General features: G+C 63.9%; 17 protein-coding genes. 12 read left to right on the forward strand and 5 right to left on the reverse strand.

Annotated elements, in window-relative coordinates:
• Positions 1-81 precede the first annotated feature (81 nt).
• The 8 genes from F9Z44_RS20165 to F9Z44_RS20200 all read left to right on the forward strand — a co-directional run bounded on the left by F9Z44_RS20165 (position 82) and on the right by F9Z44_RS20200 (position 7,399).
• Entirely contained in the window at positions 82-1,503 is a 1,422-nt protein-coding gene (locus tag F9Z44_RS20165) for an NAD(P)/FAD-dependent oxidoreductase (protein WP_159608459.1), read from the forward strand.
• On the forward strand, positions 1,500-2,336 hold the full coding sequence (locus F9Z44_RS20170; RefSeq protein WP_159608460.1) for a DUF1365 domain-containing protein: 837 nt from the start codon (positions 1,500-1,502) through the stop codon (positions 2,334-2,336). Before F9Z44_RS20165 ends, F9Z44_RS20170 begins: the two co-directional genes overlap by 4 nt.
• Entirely contained in the window at positions 2,333-3,562 is a 1,230-nt protein-coding gene (locus F9Z44_RS20175; RefSeq protein ID WP_159608461.1) for an SAM-dependent methyltransferase, read from the forward strand. The genes F9Z44_RS20170 and F9Z44_RS20175 overlap by 4 nt, the downstream gene beginning before the upstream one ends.
• A gap of 10 nt (positions 3,563-3,572) precedes the next feature.
• Positions 3,573-4,148 (forward strand): chalcone isomerase family protein, encoded by a 576-nt coding sequence (locus F9Z44_RS20180; protein WP_236574204.1) that lies wholly within the window; start codon positions 3,573-3,575, stop codon positions 4,146-4,148.
• Positions 4,149-4,189: 41 nt separating this feature from the next.
• On the forward strand, positions 4,190-5,485 hold the full coding sequence (locus F9Z44_RS20185) for an MFS transporter (RefSeq protein WP_159608825.1): 1,296 nt from the start codon (positions 4,190-4,192) through the stop codon (positions 5,483-5,485).
• Positions 5,486-5,494: 9 nt separating this feature from the next.
• Positions 5,495-6,034: a DUF3833 domain-containing protein gene (locus tag F9Z44_RS20190; RefSeq protein WP_159608462.1), complete on the forward strand. Its 540-nt coding sequence runs from the start codon at positions 5,495-5,497 to the stop codon at positions 6,032-6,034.
• A gap of 148 nt (positions 6,035-6,182) precedes the next feature.
• On the forward strand, positions 6,183-6,962 hold the full coding sequence (locus tag F9Z44_RS20195; RefSeq protein ID WP_201450089.1) for an SDR family NAD(P)-dependent oxidoreductase: 780 nt from the start codon (positions 6,183-6,185) through the stop codon (positions 6,960-6,962).
• On the forward strand, positions 6,959-7,399 hold the full coding sequence (locus F9Z44_RS20200) for a nuclear transport factor 2 family protein (RefSeq protein ID WP_159608464.1): 441 nt from the start codon (positions 6,959-6,961) through the stop codon (positions 7,397-7,399). Before F9Z44_RS20195 ends, F9Z44_RS20200 begins: the two co-directional genes overlap by 4 nt.
• An 86-nt stretch (positions 7,400-7,485) precedes the next feature.
• On the opposite strand, the gene F9Z44_RS20205 is transcribed toward F9Z44_RS20200, so the two are convergent.
• Positions 7,486-8,100, reverse strand: a complete 615-nt coding sequence (locus F9Z44_RS20205; protein WP_159608465.1) for a glutathione S-transferase N-terminal domain-containing protein — start codon at positions 8,098-8,100, stop codon at positions 7,486-7,488.
• A gap of 111 nt (positions 8,101-8,211) precedes the next feature.
• On the opposite strand from F9Z44_RS20205, the gene purB reads away from it, so the two are divergent.
• A complete protein-coding gene (gene purB, locus F9Z44_RS20210; RefSeq protein ID WP_159608466.1) occupies positions 8,212-9,648 on the forward strand; it encodes an adenylosuccinate lyase in 1,437 nt (478 codons plus the stop codon).
• 10 nt (positions 9,649-9,658) lie between these two features.
• On the opposite strand, the gene F9Z44_RS20215 is transcribed toward purB, so the two are convergent.
• Positions 9,659-10,060 carry a DUF3717 domain-containing protein gene (locus tag F9Z44_RS20215; RefSeq protein ID WP_159608467.1) on the reverse strand — a complete coding sequence of 134 codons (402 nt, stop codon included), beginning with the start codon at positions 10,058-10,060 and terminating at the stop codon, positions 9,659-9,661.
• Between the two features lie 409 nt (positions 10,061-10,469).
• On the opposite strand from F9Z44_RS20215, the gene F9Z44_RS20220 reads away from it, so the two are divergent.
• Positions 10,470-11,195 (forward strand): TerC family protein, encoded by a 726-nt coding sequence (locus F9Z44_RS20220; protein ID WP_159608468.1) that lies wholly within the window; start codon positions 10,470-10,472, stop codon positions 11,193-11,195.
• A gap of 39 nt (positions 11,196-11,234) precedes the next feature.
• A complete protein-coding gene (locus F9Z44_RS20225) occupies positions 11,235-11,579 on the forward strand; it encodes a phage holin family protein (protein WP_159608469.1) in 345 nt (114 codons plus the stop codon).
• Positions 11,580-11,593: 14 nt separating this feature from the next.
• Here the strand turns inward: F9Z44_RS20225 and F9Z44_RS20230 are convergent, their stop codons facing one another.
• Positions 11,594-13,114 carry a M48 family metalloprotease gene (locus F9Z44_RS20230; protein WP_236574205.1) on the reverse strand — a complete coding sequence of 507 codons (1,521 nt, stop codon included), beginning with the start codon at positions 13,112-13,114 and terminating at the stop codon, positions 11,594-11,596.
• A gap of 244 nt (positions 13,115-13,358) precedes the next feature.
• On the opposite strand from F9Z44_RS20230, the gene moaC reads away from it, so the two are divergent.
• Positions 13,359-13,859, forward strand: a complete 501-nt coding sequence (gene moaC, locus F9Z44_RS20235; protein WP_159608471.1) for a cyclic pyranopterin monophosphate synthase MoaC — start codon at positions 13,359-13,361, stop codon at positions 13,857-13,859.
• Between the two features lie 71 nt (positions 13,860-13,930).
• Here the strand turns inward: moaC and tfpZ are convergent, their stop codons facing one another.
• Both tfpZ and F9Z44_RS20245 read right to left on the reverse strand, forming a co-directional pair.
• Positions 13,931-14,626 (reverse strand): TfpX/TfpZ family type IV pilin accessory protein, encoded by a 696-nt coding sequence (tfpZ, locus tag F9Z44_RS20240; protein ID WP_442907228.1) that lies wholly within the window; start codon positions 14,624-14,626, stop codon positions 13,931-13,933.
• A gap of 137 nt (positions 14,627-14,763) precedes the next feature.
• The gene (locus F9Z44_RS20245) at positions 14,764-16,431 is read right to left on the reverse strand and encodes a PglL family O-oligosaccharyltransferase (protein ID WP_159608473.1); all 1,668 of its coding nucleotides are present in this window, start codon (positions 16,429-16,431) and stop codon (positions 14,764-14,766) included.
• Positions 16,432-16,466 lie beyond the last annotated feature (35 nt).

Below are 16,466 nucleotides of genomic sequence, written 5' to 3' on the forward strand. Positions count from 1 at the left end.
TCCCTCCCTCCCTTGTTCGTTTCGGGGCGCTTCGCAGTCTTTTGTATCCCCGCCGCCGCCGGCGTGCACTGAGGTCCGACCATGTACACGGACCCCCATAGCGCCCCGGCCGGCCACACACCCACCACCACCCACCCGCCTCGCGTGGCCATCGTCGGCTCCGGAATTTCCGGGCTGGCCGCCGCCCACACCCTGCACGGCCTGGCCGACATCACGCTTTTTGAGGCGGGCGACTACTTCGGCGGCCACACCCACACGGTCGACATGACCCTGCCCAACGCGCAGGGCGTGGCCACCACCTTCGGGGTGGACACCGGTTTCCTGGTGCTCAACGAGCGCACCTACCCCAACTTGCTGGCGCTGTTTGCCCAGCTTGAGGTACCGATCGCCAAGTCGGACATGTCGTTTTCGGTGCAGGCCCCCGGCGCAGCACCCGGCGGCGGCCCTCTGGAATGGAGCGGCTGCAACCTCTCCACCGTGTTTGCCCAGCGCCGCAACCTGGTCAACCCGCGCTTCCTGCGCATGCTGGCCGACATCGTGCGCTTCAACCGCATCACGACCCGGCTGGCCGAGCAGGGCGAAGACCTGCGCGACAACAGCCCGCTGCTGCAACCGCTGGGCGACTTCCTCAAGGCGCAGGGTTTTTCCGACGAGTTCCGCGACTGGTATTTCCTGCCCATGATGGGCTGCATCTGGAGCTGCCCGACCGACCAGATGCTGGCCTTCCCGGTGGCCACGATGGTCCGCTTCTGCCATAACCACGGCTTGATCCAGGTGACCAACCGGCCGCAGTGGTACACGGTGGACGGTGGCGCTCGCCAGTACGTGGACAAGATCACCGCCCGCATCACCGACAAGCGCCTGTCCACCCCGGTGCAGCGGGTGCTGCGCGACGGCCAGGGTGTGCGCGTGGTCAGCGACGGCCGCGTCGAGCGCTTTGATGCCATCGTGCTGGCCTGCCACAGCGACCAGGCCTTGCGCCTGCTCGGTGGTGAAGCCTCAGCTGACGAGCGAGAGGTGCTCGGCGCCATCCGCTACCAGCCCAACCGCGCCGTGCTGCACACCGACGCCTCGGTGCTTCCCCGGAGCGAGCGCGCCTGGGCCGCCTGGAACTACGAACGTGCGCCCAGCCAAGGCGTGGAGTCCGCCCAGGTCTGCCTGCACTACCTGCTCAACCGCCTGCAGCCGCTGCCTGTAGCGCAGCCGGTGGTGGTGTCGCTCAATCCCCAGCGCGAGATCGCTGCGAAACACGTGGTGGGCGAGTACGCCTACGACCACCCGGTGTTTGACCTGGCCGCCATCCGCGCGCAGGCCCGCGTGCCGGCCCTGCAAGGCCAGCTCAACACGTACTTTGCAGGCGCGTGGACCGGCTACGGCTTCCATGAAGACGGCTTGAAATCGGGTTTACACGCGGCGCGTGCGCTGATCGATGCGCACCACCTGGTTCCCGTGACCCGGGGTACCGATGCTCAGCGCGCCGCGTTGCCCGGGGTGTTTGCGTGAACACCGCGCCGGTCGCGCAGATCGGCTTTGGCCAGGTGCGTCACACCCGGCACCGCCCACAACGCAACGCCTTCGCCTACCCCACCTATTTCCTGATGCTGCCCATGCGCAGCCTGCGCAGCCAGGGTCCCGGCGCGCTGGCGCGCAACCGTGGCGCAGCACTCAGCTTTCACGACGCCGACCACGGCGACGGCCGCGCGGACAGCCTGCAATGGCTCGACGAGTTGCTGCAGCAGCACGGCATTCTTGATGCGCAGGGCGAGGTGTGGCTGCACACCTACCCGCGGGTGCTCGGCTACACCTTCAAGCCGGTGAGCTTCTGGTATTGCCACCGCGCCGACGGCAGCTTGCGCGCGGTGCTGGCCGAGGTGAACAACACCTTTGGTGAGCGCCACTGCTACCTGCTCGATGCACCGCGCTACGGCCAGCCCTGTGAAGCCACCAAGGTGTTCCATGTGTCTCCGTTCTGCCCGGTGCGCGGGCGCTACCGCTTTGTCTTCATGCGCGCCGAGAGCACCACGCACCACGCCTGGCCCCGAACCGTGGCCCGCATCGACTACTTTGACGACGCCGGCGGCGACGCCGGCGGCCAACCCTTGCTCAACACCAGCGTGAGCGGCGATCTGCAACCGCTGAATGCGCGCAGCCTGCGCCGCGCGCTGTGGACTTACCCCGCCATGACCTTCGGCGTCATGGCCCGCATCCACTGGCAGGCCGTGCGCCTGTGGATCAAGCGCGCTCCCTTTTTCCGCCAGCCGCCCGCACCGGGCGAATTTGTCTCGGCAGCAACCCTGCCCGCGACTTCCGTGAACGCCGAACACAGCCATCCATGAACAGCACCACCGCCTCCACCAGCCCCGCCGGGTTTTCGCTGCCACGCAACGCCCCTGCGGCTGCGCGCACTACGCTGCAGCTGCTGCAGCGCCTGGTGCACGGCAGCCTCACGCTGCAACTGCCCGACGGCTCGGTGCAGCGCTTCGGCCAGGCCGACGGCCCCCACGCGAGCATGAAGCTCAACAACTGGGCCGTGTGCTCGGCCTCGCTCAAGTCGGGTGACATCGGTTTTGCCGAGACCTATATCGCTGGCGACTGGACCACCTCCAACCTGCCGGCGCTGCTCTCGCTGCTGGTGGCCAACCGGCGCGAGGTCGAAGACGTGATCTACGGCTCGTGGCTGGGCCGCTTTGCCTACCGCATCAAGCACCTGCTCAATCGCAACAGCAAGACCAACAGCCGCAAGAACATCCACGCGCACTACGACCTGGGCAACGCGTTCTACGGCCTGTGGCTGGACGACACGATGAACTACTCGTCGGCCTGGTTCGAGACGCCCGAGCAGACCATGGAAGCCGCGCAACACGCCAAGGTGCGCCGCGCGCTGCGCATGACCGACGTGAAGCCCGGCGACCGCGTGCTGGAAATCGGCTGTGGCTGGGGCGCGCTGGCCGAGAAGGCGACCACCGAGTTCGACGCCCACATCACCGGCGTCACGCTGTCCACCGAACAACTCGAATTTGCGAACGGGCGCATGCAGCGCATCGGTCGCGCGGACCGCGCCGATCTCCGCCTGCAAGACTACCGCGACATCAACGACGCGCCGTTCGACGCGATCTGCTCGATCGAGATGGTGGAGGCCGTGGGGCGCGAGTACTGGCCCACCTACTTCCATACGGTGTCGCGCCTGCTCAAGCCGGGTGGCAAGGCCTGCGTGCAAAGCATCGTGATCGACGACGCGCACTTCGAGCGCTACATCAAGGGCACCGACTTCATCCAGCAATACGTGTTCCCCGGCGGTTGCCTGCCGTGTCCGAGCGAATTCCGAGCGCAGGCAGCCAAGGCAGGCCTGGAGGTGGTGGACGAATTCGCCTTCGGCCTGGACTACGCGCGCACACTGGCCCTCTGGCGCGAACGCTTCCTGCACGAGCAGGAGCGCGTGTTGCAGCTCGGCTTCGACCAGCGCTTCCTGCGCATCTGGGAGTTCTACCTGGCGTACTGTGAAGCTGCGTTCGAGCAGGGCAACACCGACGTGGTCCAGTACACCTTGCGCAAACCCGCCTGAGGGTGATGCCGTGAACCGCCCTGTCTTGCACACCGTCTCTGCTGCCCTCGTGCTGGCGGTCGGCTGCATGAACCTGCTGCCGGCAAACGCGCAGGCGACAGCGCCCGAACCGACACTGAGTGCGGCCTTGCAAGACAAGACCCCGGTGGGCAAGGCACGCCTGCGTTACTGGGGCTTCGACGTGTACGACGCCAGCCTCTGGGCGCTGCCGGGTTTCGACGCGCGCCAGTTCGAGAGCCAGCGCTTCGGCCTGGAGCTGGCCTACCTGCGCGACTTCAAGGGCGCCGACATCGCCGAACGCTCGATCGACGAAATGAAAGGCCTGGCCGCCATCGAGCCGGCCCAGGCCACGCGCTGGACGCAGGCCATGAGCAAGCTTTTCCCCGACGTGAAGCGCGGCGACCGCATCACCGGTGTGCACGTGCCCGGCAGCGGTGCGCGTTTTTATCTGAACGGCAAACTGCTCGGCGAGGTAGCGGACGACGCCTTCTCGCGCCTCTTCTTCGGCATCTGGCTTTCAACCAAGACCTCGCAGCCGCGCATGCGCGAGACGCTGATCCAGGGCATTGCCGGAACAACGCGATGAGCCTTGCGGCGGCCCCTGCACAGGAACCGGCCGCGCGCTTCATGGGCGCGGGCGCCTGGCGACACGGCCTGGGCTATGGCCTGCTCGGCCTGCCACTGGCTTTCGTGGCACTGCCGCTGTACGTCATCCTGCCCAACCACTACGCGCGCGAATTCGGCGCGCCGCTGGCCTTGCTGGGCCTGGTGCTGCTGGCCGCCCGGCTGGTGGACGCGGTGCTCGACCCGATCATCGGCCGCTGGTGCGACCGCCTCTTTGCGCGCTCCATCGCGGCCGTGCTCGGCGCCTCGGCCGTGGCGGCCGTGGTGCTCGCGTTTGGCCTGTGGGGTCTGCTGTTTCCACCCGGCGCCGTGATCGCCGCCGGCACCACCGTGCTGTTGGCCTGGGCAGGGCTGCTCATGGCCATCACCTACACCGCGTACAGCGTGGTGGCGGTGGCGCACCAGTCGTGGGGCGCGCGCCTGGGCGGCAACGAAGCGCAGCGCAGCCGCGTGGTGGCGTGGCGCGAAGGCCTCTCGTTGCTGGGCGTGTTGATCGCTGCCGTGCTGCCGACCACGCTGGGCCTGGGTGCCACCGTGTCCACCTTCGCCGTGCTGCTCACGCTGGGCTGGTGGGTCTGGAGCCGGTCGGCCACACCCATTGCGCTGAAAGCAGCAGGGCCAGCCCTGCGCCTGGGCCCGTCGCCCCTGCGCCAACCCGCGTTCCTGCGCTTGCTCGCTGTGTTCGTCATCAACGGCACCGCCAGCGCCGTGCCCGCCACGCTGGTGCTCTTCTTCGTTCAGGACCGGCTGCAGGCCTCGCCTTCGGTGGAACCCGCATTCCTCGCCACCTACTTTCTGTGCGCGGCGCTGTCGATCCCGCTGTGGGTGCGGCTGGTGGGCCGCCTCGGGCTGGCGCGCACCTGGCTGGCGGGCATGGCGCTGGCGGTGGCGGTGTTCATCTGGGCCGCCACGCTGGGCGCGGGCGACGTGCTGCCCTTCCTCGTCGTGTGTGCGCTCTCGGGCATGGCCCTGGGCACCGACCTCACCCTGCCCGGCGCCATGCTCGCGGGCCTGATTGGCCAGCTGGGCGAACGCGGCCAGCGCGAGGGCGCCTACTTCGGCTGGTGGAACTTCGCCACCAAGCTCAACCTGGCCCTGGCCGCGGGCCTGGCCCTGCCGCTGCTGGCCTGGTTCGGTTACGAGCCCGGTGCGCGCGATCCGGCCGCGCTGCAGACCTTGACCATCGCCTACTGCCTGCTGCCCTGCGCGCTCAAGCTGCTGGCCGGCGGTGCGCTCTACGCGCTCGTGATCCGCCCCGAACGCTCTGGCCCCGTGCCCCAGACCTCCTTTCCCTCCTGAGACCACCCCATGCAAAGACGACTGTTGCTCGCCGCCGGCATCACTTCCGCCGCTGCCCTCGCGGGCTGCGCTGGCCCACAGGTCGGCCAGTACGCCAGTGAAAAGCCGCTGCTCGACCTGCGCACCTATTTCAACGGCACGCTGGATGCCTACGGCGTTTTCACCGACCGCTCGGGGGCTGTGGTCAAACGCTTCACCGTGGTGATGGTCTGCACCTGGAACGGCGACGACGGCGTGCTGGACGAAACCTTCAGCTACAGCGACGGCACCACCGGCAAACGCGTCTGGCGCATGAAGCACATGGGTAACGGCCAGTTCAGTGGCCGTGCCGACGACGTGGTGGGTGAAGCGCGCGGCGAACAGAAAGGCAACGCCTTCCGCTGGGGCTACACCTTGCTCTTGCCGGTGGACGGAAAGACCTATGAAGTGCAGTTCGACGACTGGATGTACCTGATGGATTCGCGCGTGATGCTCAACAAGGCCGAGATGAGCAAGTTCGGCGTGCGCCTGGGTGAGGTCACGCTGTCGTTCGTGAGGCGCGCACCATGAGCTCAGCGCCGGGCCGCCCCAAGCCAGCTCGCACCGCAGTGCGCAGCACAAAGGTTGACCAATGAGCACGCCACGCGCATTCGTCGAATCACCCGCCCATGCAACCGCCGTGGCCGCGGCCCCGCGCGGCTTCTCGCTGTTCAAGCCCATGAACCCACCCATCACCGACTGGCGCGGCCTGCGCGTGTGGTTGGTGGGCGCCTCCAGCGGCATCGGCGAGGCCACGGCGTCGGCCTTGCACGCGCGCGGCGCGCAGGTGCTGGTGTCAGCGCGCAGCCATGACGCACTCCAGCGCTTTGTGCTCAACCACCCGCCGCAGCACGGTCTGAGCCCTCAGGCCTGGCCACTGGACGTGACCGACGCCGCCGCCGTCACGTCCACCGCGCAAGAGATCCTGGCGCAGGGGCCGCTCGATCTCGTGGTGTACTGCGCCGGCCACTACCGCGAGATGCGCGCCACCGAGATGGACATGGCCGACCTGAAACGGCATCTGGACATCAACTACCTGGGCGCTCTGCGCGTGCTCGACGCGGTGGTGCCGGCCATGAGCGCGCGCGGTCGGGGCCACATCAGCCTCATCAGCAGCGTGGCGGGCTTTCGCGGCCTGCCCAAGAGCCTGGCCTACGGCCCGACCAAGGCCGCACTCACCAACCTGGCCGAAAACCTTTACCTGGACCTGGAGCCACTGGGCGTGGGCGTGAGCGTGGTGCACCCCGGCTTCGTGCAGACGCCGCTGACCGCGCAGAACGACTTCACCATGCCCGCGCTGATCACGCCGCCGCAGGCTGCGCAGGCCATGATCGAGGACTGGGGCCGGGGCGTGTTTGAGGTGCATTACCCCAAGCGCTTCACGCGCTGGATGAAGTTCATGCGCCTGCTGCCCTACCGCGTCTACTTCCCTGCCGTGCGGCGGGCCACTGGCCTGTGAGCACCTCGGCGCGCGCTGCGGTGGACCGCATCTGCGAGTACTTCGAGTCGATCTCGTCCCAGTCGGTGCACCGCATCGGTGAGTTCTACACAGCGGATGCGCGCTTCAAGGACCCGTTCAACGAGGTGCGCGGCATCCCGGCCATCGAGCGCATCTTCGGCCACATGTTCGAGAGCCTGCACGGGCCGCGCTTCGTGGTGAGCAGCCGCATCGTGGACGGCGCGCAGTGTTTCCTGGTGTGGGAGTTCCGCTTCCGCTTCAAGCGCTTCGACACCTCCACCGAGCAGGTGGTGCGCGGTGGTTCGCACCTCGTGTTGACGGACGACGGCTTGATCAAAGACCACCGCGACTACTGGGACGCGGCGGAAGAGCTCTACGAAAAACTGCCCGTGGTGGGCCGTTTGATGCGTTGGCTCAAGCAACGAGCCAACACATGACCCCGTTCACCCTGCGCTTGTCAAAGGGTTCGCGCGCAGGTGGTTGACAAGGCTTCGACGGGCTAGGCCCGAACGGACCAGCGTGATCAGTCCGGTTTCGTATCGATGAAGCTCGGGCGCTGATTGAGCTTCTCGCCCAGACGCGCCAGGTTCGGGTACGGCGTGCGCCAGTCGATCACGGGGAAGCGGAAGTCCAGGTAGCCCAGCGCGCAGCCCACGGCCACGTCGGACAGGCTGAAGTGGATGCCCGAGCAGAACGGCTTCTCGCCCAGGCCCTGGCTCATGCTTTTCAAGCTGGCTTCGATCTTGCCGAGCTGGCGGTCAATCCAGGCGGTGCAACGCTGCTGGTCGGTGCGTCCGGCCCAGGTGGATTCCAGGCGAGCGAGGATGGCGGCATCGATCAAACCGTCGGCCAACGCCTCCCAGGTTTTCACCTCGGCACGTTCGCGGCCCTGCGACGGAATCAGTTTGCCCACGGGGGAAAGCGTGTCGAGGTATTCGACGATCACACGCGAGTCGAACACCGCCTCACCCCCCTCCATGACCAGGCAGGGCACCTTGCCCAATGGGTTGGAGGTGGTGATCTGCGTGTCTGCCGACCACACGTCTTCCTGAATGAAGTGGTAGTCCAGCTTTTTCTCGGCCATGACGACGCGCACTTTGCGCACGTAAGGGCTGGTGATGGCGCCGATGAGTTTCATGGAGGACTGGATGGTGAAGACGGTTGCCCGTGGAAAGATGATTTTAGCCAGCCCCGCCCTTGCTCCGCCTGACAGGGTCCATCGCAAGCCCTCGCCTCCTACAATCGCCGGATGCGCCCGACCACCCCCTCTCCCTCCGCCTCCACCCCCTCCGCAGCCTCCTCCTCGGCGGCCCTGTCCCCCATTTCCGCCCTGTCGCCGCTGGACGGCCGCTACGCCGGCCGCCTGGGCCAGTTGCGTCCGTTCATGAGCGAACTGGGCTACATGCACCGCCGCGTGCAGGTGGAAATTGCCTGGTTCATCGCGCTGTCCGACGCCGGACTGGCCGAATTCAAGCCGCTGTCGCCCGGCGCGCGCACCTACCTCATGGGCCTGGTGAAAAACTTCAGCGAGGCCGACGGCCAGGCCATCAAGGACATCGAGAAGGTCACCAACCACGACGTTAAGGCGGTGGAGTACTGGATCAAGTCCAAGTTCGAGGCTCGGCCCGAGCTGGAGAAGGCCGCCGAGTTCGTGCATTTCGCCTGCACCAGCGAAGACATCAACAACACCAGCCACGCGCTGCAACTCAAGGGCGGACGCGACGCCGTGCTACTGCCTTCGCTGGATGCGGTGATCACCAAGCTGCGCGAAATGGCCCACGCCTTCGCCGCCGTGCCCATGCTCAGCCGCACCCACGGCCAGACCGCCAGCCCCACCACGGTGGGCAAGGAAATCGCCAACGTGGTGGTGCGTCTGGCCGCCGCGCGCGAGAAGATCGCCAGCGTCAAGTTGCTGGGCAAGATGAACGGTGCGGTGGGCAACTACAACGCACACCTGAGCGCCTGGCCCGAGTTCGACTGGGAAGCCTTCAGCCGCAACGTGATCGAGCAGCCCGAGCCACTCGGCCTGGGCCTGACCTTCCAGCCCTACAGCATCCAGATCGAGCCACACGACTACATGGCCGAGCTGTTTGACGCGATCGCCCGCACCAACACCATCCTGATCGACCTCTCGCGCGACATCTGGGGCTACGTAAGCCTGGGCTATTTCAAGCAGCGCCTCAAAGCCGGCGAGATCGGCTCGTCGACCATGCCGCACAAGGTCAACCCGATCGACTTCGAGAACGCCGAAGGCAACCTGGGTCTGGCCAATGCGCTCTTGCGCCACCTCAGCGAGAAGCTGCCCATCAGCCGCTGGCAGCGCGACCTGACCGACTCCACCGTGCTGCGCAACATGGGCGTGGCCTTGGGTTACGCCGTGCTGGCCTACCACTCGATGGGCGTGGGCCTGGGGAAACTGGAGATCAACGAAGAAGCGCTGGCCGACGACCTCGACCATGCCTGGGAAGTGCTGGCCGAGCCCATTCAGACCGTGATGCGCCGCTACGGTGTGTCAGGCGCCTACGAAAAGCTCAAGGAAGTCACACGCGGCAAGGCGGTGACAGCCGAGGCCCTGCACGGCTTGATCCGCAGCCTGGAGATTCCCGAGTCAGAAAAAGAACGGCTGCTGGCGATGACGCCGGGCAGCTACACCGGCAAGGCTGCGGAGCTCGCCCGACGCGCCTGAACGCGATTCGTCAGCGGGCCCGCTCCGCATAACGGTTGAAGCGCCAGGCGTCATCCTCGATGGTGATGCGCCGCCAGCTGACGCGCTTCTCGCCGGGCGACATCTCCGTCCAGCGCTGCACCTCGTCGAAGGTGCGGCCACAGCCCTTGCACACCTCGTCACCCTGGCTGGTGGAGCAGATGGCGATGCAGGGGGTGTCCGGCGTGGTGTCGTACCAAGCCATCCAGGCCTCACGCGCTGCGGCTGGCAAGGTCGCTTCGTCGGCTTCGGATTCGTGGAAGAACACCATCAAGGCATAGACCTCCGCCAGCGCTCGCGTGGGCTTCGGCAAAGCAACGCCGTCAGGCGAGGGTGAGCGCTCACGCCAGTGATTGATCGCGGCTTCGATGTCGGTGATGTGGATGCCGGCCATGGGTGGGTCTCTGGGGGGAGGCCGATCATAGCCAGATCGGCTGCGCAGCACAGGTTGATCGCACATCCTGCGCTGTGGTAAGTGCGTATCGCGGCCATCAGGCACAGGCCGGTACAATCGCGGCCTTCGAAGGGGAGTAGCTCTCCGCTTCAGCGTCCAAGGGCCCATGCCCCGACCCGCTGGACATTCGGTTTGTCGTCAGTACGAAGCCCCCAGCTTCCGGCAACCCGGGCCTGGTGACCAGTCACCCGGTCGAGCAAGACCTTTGATGGGCTCCCTGCGGGTCGATCAAGGCACTGTCCTCCCCCTTCGCAAGCGCAGCAGCGCCCGCAGGCGAGAAACACAGGTGCCGATCACCCACGAGATGTTTCACGCCTTGCTTTTTTGAACAAACGACAACGAGGAATTTATGGATTTCCTGACTTCGCCTGCGTTCTGGATCGCCCTCGGGCAGATCATCATGATCGACATCCTGCTGGGCGGCGACAACGCGGTCGTGATCGCGCTCGCCTGCCGCAAGCTGCCGCCCGCTCAGCGCACCAAGGGCATCATCTGGGGCACCGCCGGCGCCATCATCCTGCGGGTCATCCTGATCTTCTTCGCGATGACACTGCTGGCCCTGCCATGGCTCAAGTTCATTGGCGCGCTGCTGCTGGTGTGGATCGGCATCAAGCTGATTGCCCCCGACGAGGATGGCCATGGTGACGTGGCCACCAGCGACAAGCTGCTGGCCGCCATCAAGACCATCATCGTGGCCGACCTGGTGATGAGCGTGGACAACGTGATCGCCATTGCCGGTGCTGCCCAGAACGCTGGCGAGCATTCGCTGCTGCTGGTGGTGCTGGGCCTGCTGATCTCCATCCCGATCATCGTCTGGGGCAGCCAGCTGGTCATCAAGCTCATGGCACGCTTCCCATTGATCATCACGGCTGGCGGCATGCTGCTGGGCTGGATCGCCGGCGGCATGCTGGTCTCCGACCCTGTGCTGGCCAACCCGGACAAGTGGCAGTGGATGCTCAAGCTTCCGCAGAACGACATGGTGAAGTACGGTGCTTCGGTCGGCGGTGCACTGCTGGTGCTGGCCATCGGGAAGTTTGTGGCATCCCGTCAGACCCAGTCCGCAGAGGCTCATTGAGCCTCGCAGCGCCGTCATTGGCGCTGCTATGCTGAGCGTATGAAACTCATTGCCAAGTGGCTGCTCGCAGCCTGCGCCCTGCTCCTGGTGGCTTATCTGTACCCCGGCGTGCAGATCCAGAGCTTCACCGCCGCGCTCATTGCCGCGGCGGTGATCGGCCTGTTCAACGTGGTGTTGCGCCCGCTGCTCGTGATCCTCACGCTGCCCGTGACCGTGATCACCCTGGGCCTGTTCCTGTTCGTGATCAATGCCCTGCTGTTCTGGGCAGCAGCCAGCCTCATGAGCGGCTTTGGCGTCAACGGCTTCTGGGCCGCCATGCTGGGTTCGCTGATCTACTCGGCGCTCATGCTCGTGGTGGACGCGGCTGTCAAATCGGTGTTTTAACCCCTACGCTGCTCTCAGCGCTTGCTGGCTTCTTCCTCGCGCACGGTTTCGCGCAGCAGGGCTTCCACCTCGCGCCTGCGGCTGTCCACGATCGCCAGTTCCATTGAATCGGCATTGCGCTGGGCCACCGGCAGAGATTGCGCCGCGCGAAAACGGTCGGCGGCGCCTGCGTAGTCGAGCTGGGCTGCACGGGCTTCCGCCTCGGCACGCACCGCACGCAACGACTGTCCCTGGACCTGGTAGGCCCGCGCCAAAGTCTGCCAGGCCAGCGCGTCGCGCGGCTGCAGTACCACCCAGCTTTGCAAGCGACTCACCGCCCGCTGCGGTTCGCCCGAGGCAATCGCGGCCTGCGCGCCCAGCATGACACCGGCGCGCGAGGCGCTGCCCAGAGACCGGTCTCGCAACTCGGCAAGCAAGGTGGCCTGCGCCGGTGTGGCGGGCGAGGCGGCGGGCGACAGCAACAACTCCAGCATCAAGGCGTCGGCCGCAAAGCGGGCGTCGGCTGCCACTGTATCGCGCAGCTTTTGCGCCAGCTCCAGAGCACGGTCTCGCTGACCCAGACGCAAGGCTGCCAAGGCGGCGGCGTAGCGCTCGCCGGACGTTGCATTGGAACCCTGCCCAATTTGCAGCCAACCGCGCATGCGATCAGGTCCGTTTTCGGCCAGCACCCGTGCCCGTGACGACATCAAGGCATGTACCGCCACGCTCGGTCCGGGTCGGCTGGCCACCGACAGCTGACTGGTACCGCCGGGCTTGAGTCCAGGCAGATCCAGTTTGAGACCAGTCCCGACACCCGGGGGATTCAAGGTGGTCGCAGGGCTGACGGCCGGCGCTGTCGCGACAGGCCCTTGCGGCAGGCGTGCCCGCATGTCGGCGATGCGCTCGCCACTCAGCGGGTGGCTGCGCAGATAAGGAAAGGAGCCGTCGTCGTTCAGGCGCGCGGCCTGCTGCAACTTGTCGAACATGGTCACAAAACCCTGACCGTCGAAGCCGGCACCCGAGAGGACCCCGAAACCCACCCGGTCGGCCTCACGCTCCATGTCACGCGAAAAGTTCAGCTGCGACTGCGCCGCCACCGCGGTGCTGCCTGCGATGGCAGCACTCGCCACCTGCGCGTTGGACCCGGCCGCCAATGCGCCCAGGATCATCGCGCCCATCATCCAGGGCGCCATGCGCTCCTCTCGCGACATCAGGCGCGCGATGTGCCGCTGCGACACGTGGCTGAGCTCGTGCGCCAACACGGAAGCCACCTCTTCCGGCCGCTCCGTGACCGCCAGCAGACCCAGATTCACACCCAGATAACCGCCCGGCAAGGCAAACGCATTGACTGTGCGTTCCCGGGAAATCATCAGCTCCCAGGCCATGCGCTCGGCCAGCTCTGGCGGTACGTCGCCGCGCGCGCGCGCCGAGCCCAAAAGCGGCTGCCACAGCGCCTGCAAATAGTCCACCAGCAAGGGATCGTCCAAATAATCCGGATCCTGGTAGATCGACCGCGCAATGCGATCTCCCAGCCGACGCTCCGCAGAAATCGACATGCCCTCGGCACCACCCAAGCCCGGCAACGCGGAGGCATTGGGCGGCTCAGAAATGACCTGTGCACTGGACAAGGTCGTCGGCAGCAATGTGGCCGATCCCAGGATGAGCACGCCAACGGCCCAAGGCCCAAGCCGGCGCGCAGAAACCAGAGTCGCCGGCCGCGAAGCAGAGAGAGTGAAACGCATCGCCGTATGATGCCGCCAAGCCGCTCCGGTTCAGTCAAGCCCGTGCAAAACACACACCATGTCAGTTACAAACCAGCCCACTTCCGGCTCACTCACCCACTTTGACGCCCAGGGCCAGGCCCACATGGTCGACGTGGGCGACAAAGCCAACACCCGCCGCGTGGCGGTGACCGAAGGCCGCATCACCATGCTGCCCGAGACGCTGGCCCTGATTCAGGCCGGCAACGCAAAAAAAGGCGATGTGCTCGGTATCGCCCGCATCGCAGGCATTCAAGCCGCCAAGAAAACCAGCGACCTCATCCCCTTGTGCCACCCGATCGCCCTGACCCGTGTGGCAGTCGAATTCGAGGTCGAAACCGAAACCCACAGCGTGCTGTGCCGCGCCACCGCCGAATGCACCGGCCAGACCGGCGTGGAAATGGAAGCCCTGTCAGCGGTGTCGGTGGCACTGCTCACCATTTACGACATGTGCAAGGCGGTGGATCGGGGGATGGTGATTGGAGGGGTGCGGTTGATGGAGAAGAGTGGGGGGAAGAGTGGGCGGTTTGTGTCCGCCTGATCCAACCACTGATAGCCCTCAAAACCACATACATACATGCCTACTGCCTCCTCGAAAGCACTTAAGGCTAGTCAGTAAGGGTCTATGGGCAGGTAAACCAAAGGCTTGCCACTGGTTTTTTGGATCAGGACTGTCCAAAAAACTTCACGCCCTGCGACAGGCAGATACGCGACCTCATTTGGAGATACGCCTGAGCTAAGAATCGCAGACTGGATCAATGCCGCCTGAATAGGCTTCCTCGTCAGCAATTCATCGATAGATTTGGCATCTGCGAGGATTTTTGAGATTTCGGTTTCATATGGAGTCCACAAATCTGGGCGAGCTCCCAAGTGAACGCCTTGCATGGCCGCCAATGTGGCATCAATACGTTCTTTTTCGTCTTTGAATGGACGCACAGCAATCAAAGCCGGGCCCAAGACAGGAAGTGACTGAAACTCCGCCGGAGCCAAAGACAACAGCTCCGCAGGAACATCGATGGCATGAACGGTGCGGAAGCGGTCGATCTCAAAAGCCATGTAGACGGGGCGTGCTTGGTAAACGGTCCAGCAGCCATAACCCAGGGCCGCCAGCTGCATCAGCACGATCAAGGCCATGTCCACTCTCCATTCCCGGGCCGACTTGCCGGGACTGGAAACGACCAACGTGGCAAAAGGCCCAAGCATCAAATCCACCATCACCAAGATCGCAAACAGATGCAAACCACCTGACAGTGATCGGAATGGCTCAGGGTACCAGACAAAGAACATCCAAAGGGCAATCACACCCACGACCGCCCCACTTAGCAGCAAGTGGGTCCCAGCACAACGGAAACGTCGCCTCCAACTATTCTGTCCGAGCAATCAGATCTCCCAAGCAGTGTAATTTGAACAAATCTGCACAGAGCAGAGAATGAAACGGAGAATTGTCAGGGAAGACTCAAATTAGCACCTGAGGCATTCACCTCAATCAGCCGGTCTTCAATTTGTAAACGCAATTTGCGATAGATTCTATCGCCGTGTTGTGCACGAATCACTTGTAATTGTCGTGCTGCTTCGGCGGGATGATCGTTGAGTGCCAGCGACATAGCGTAACGATATTGAGTGCTGGACCAAGGATAGTGGAGCGCGACCCGTTTGAGCAAATCCTGTTGTTCTGCGGATAAGCCTGGTTTAATCACAACGCGTGTGGCATCAGTGAGCGCCTCAAGTTGAGTGAGCATCATGTTCCTCGGTTGCTCAACGTCCACATTTGTTTCGCCAATGCGCAGCAATTCAAACCGTGCGACGCGAAAATCTTCTTCAAGCTGAATATACTCAACTACGGACCATAAAGTCAACATCGACGTTACGAGCAGTACGCCAACAGCGGGCAAAGTTCGTAAGGACACTGTTGGCGGCCTTTGAAGAGCTCCTTCCATTGCGCCCAGACCCAACATAGCAGGTACTAGGAAATATGCGTATGCGAATGGAAACTCAAACATTGAATGCACACCCAATGGCAGGGCAATTGCCATTCCATACCATGGCGTTAGAGTCTTTGTAACCCGCACGCGTCGCCAGAGCCAAATGAATGTCATCACGAATAGCACCCCTGTTACGGGCAATCCAATCCAGAGACCCAAGTCGATGACAAGATTGTGACTGTAGCTAAAGGGTAGACTAAAATTATATGTATGCGCCACAGAATTGTGCGCCTCAGCAGTTTGCCGAACACCCCAACCCATCCATGGTTTCTGCATAATCGCATCAACCAATTGAGGCCACACGTCCATTCGTGCCTCACCCCCACTGGCGTCTAATCGAGCCCGGAGGGTACCGCTCGGCAGAACTTGAATGGTAGTTAACAGTGTGGGCCAACCTTTAAACATCGCCAAATACATCGCGGCAATGCCAATCGCCCAAAATCGGGATACCTGAGGTGTAATAAACGGCTGTTTCCACCACCACCAAACCAGCAGAGCCAAGAGGCCCAGAGCACCTGTTCGAGACTCTGTGATTGCCAGACCAATACACAGCAGAGCCAGAACAAGACTCATCACACCATTCCCCAAGCGCCTTGAGGAGTGAAGGTACACGAGACTGGCGATTGCCATCAGAAGCAATGTAGCCAAGTGATTAGGCTGCCCCAGATTACCTCCCGGGCGGCGCACATTGGGCATACGTAGTATCCAAGATGATGTTTCCCACACCTCAAGAACTTGCACCAAAGCCACTATGGTTGAGGCAATACCGCCAGCAAGCAGAGCAAGTGATAATGCTGCGATAGGTGAAAGCCGCTCTCTCTGTTCGACCACATCCCCACAGTCGCTTGTGGTCAATCCAAATCCTATTGCCAAGCAGATAATGCTCAGAATCAGGTAAATAGAAGTAGTAAGTGCCTCACCCAAAAATATTAACTTTCCTGATAAGAGCTGAAGCAGGGTCACTCCCAAAAGGAACAGGAGTGGCAAAGCGGGCGCAGGAACCATCACTCTTGCGGTGCGACCATGTCTTACCAACCGCACAACGGCCACCCAAGCAGCGAACAACATTGCAAAGAAAAAAGGCAACTCGGCATGCCAGCTTACCCACGGGGTGAAATGGTTGGTCGTCATCCACCCAAGAAAGAAAAGCGAGACTACTATCGTCG

It is taken from the genome of Hydrogenophaga sp. PBL-H3 (assembly GCF_010104355.1).
Classification (GTDB): Bacteria; Pseudomonadota; Gammaproteobacteria; order Burkholderiales; family Burkholderiaceae_C; genus Hydrogenophaga.

Coding starts and splice junctions, on each gene's coding strand:
- F9Z44_RS20245 (WP_159608473.1), bottom strand. CDS start 16,431: ATGACGACCAACCATTTCACCCCGTGGGTAAGCTGGCATGCCGAGTTG.
- F9Z44_RS20165 (WP_159608459.1), top strand. CDS start 82: ATGTACACGGACCCCCATAGCGCCCCGGCCGGCCACACACCCACCACC.
- F9Z44_RS20215 (WP_159608467.1), bottom strand. CDS start 10,060: ATGGCCGGCATCCACATCACCGACATCGAAGCCGCGATCAATCACTGG.
- F9Z44_RS20195 (WP_201450089.1), top strand. CDS start 6,183: ATGAACCCACCCATCACCGACTGGCGCGGCCTGCGCGTGTGGTTGGTG.
- F9Z44_RS20225 (WP_159608469.1), top strand. CDS start 11,235: ATGAAACTCATTGCCAAGTGGCTGCTCGCAGCCTGCGCCCTGCTCCTG.
- purB (WP_159608466.1), top strand. CDS start 8,212: ATGCGCCCGACCACCCCCTCTCCCTCCGCCTCCACCCCCTCCGCAGCC.
- F9Z44_RS20190 (WP_159608462.1), top strand. CDS start 5,495: ATGCAAAGACGACTGTTGCTCGCCGCCGGCATCACTTCCGCCGCTGCC.
- F9Z44_RS20185 (WP_159608825.1), top strand. CDS start 4,190: ATGGGCGCGGGCGCCTGGCGACACGGCCTGGGCTATGGCCTGCTCGGC.
- moaC (WP_159608471.1), top strand. CDS start 13,359: ATGTCAGTTACAAACCAGCCCACTTCCGGCTCACTCACCCACTTTGAC.
- F9Z44_RS20175 (WP_159608461.1), top strand. CDS start 2,333: ATGAACAGCACCACCGCCTCCACCAGCCCCGCCGGGTTTTCGCTGCCA.
- F9Z44_RS20220 (WP_159608468.1), top strand. CDS start 10,470: ATGGATTTCCTGACTTCGCCTGCGTTCTGGATCGCCCTCGGGCAGATC.
- F9Z44_RS20230 (WP_236574205.1), bottom strand. CDS start 13,114: ATGTCGATTTCTGCGGAGCGTCGGCTGGGAGATCGCATTGCGCGGTCG.
- F9Z44_RS20205 (WP_159608465.1), bottom strand. CDS start 8,100: ATGAAACTCATCGGCGCCATCACCAGCCCTTACGTGCGCAAAGTGCGC.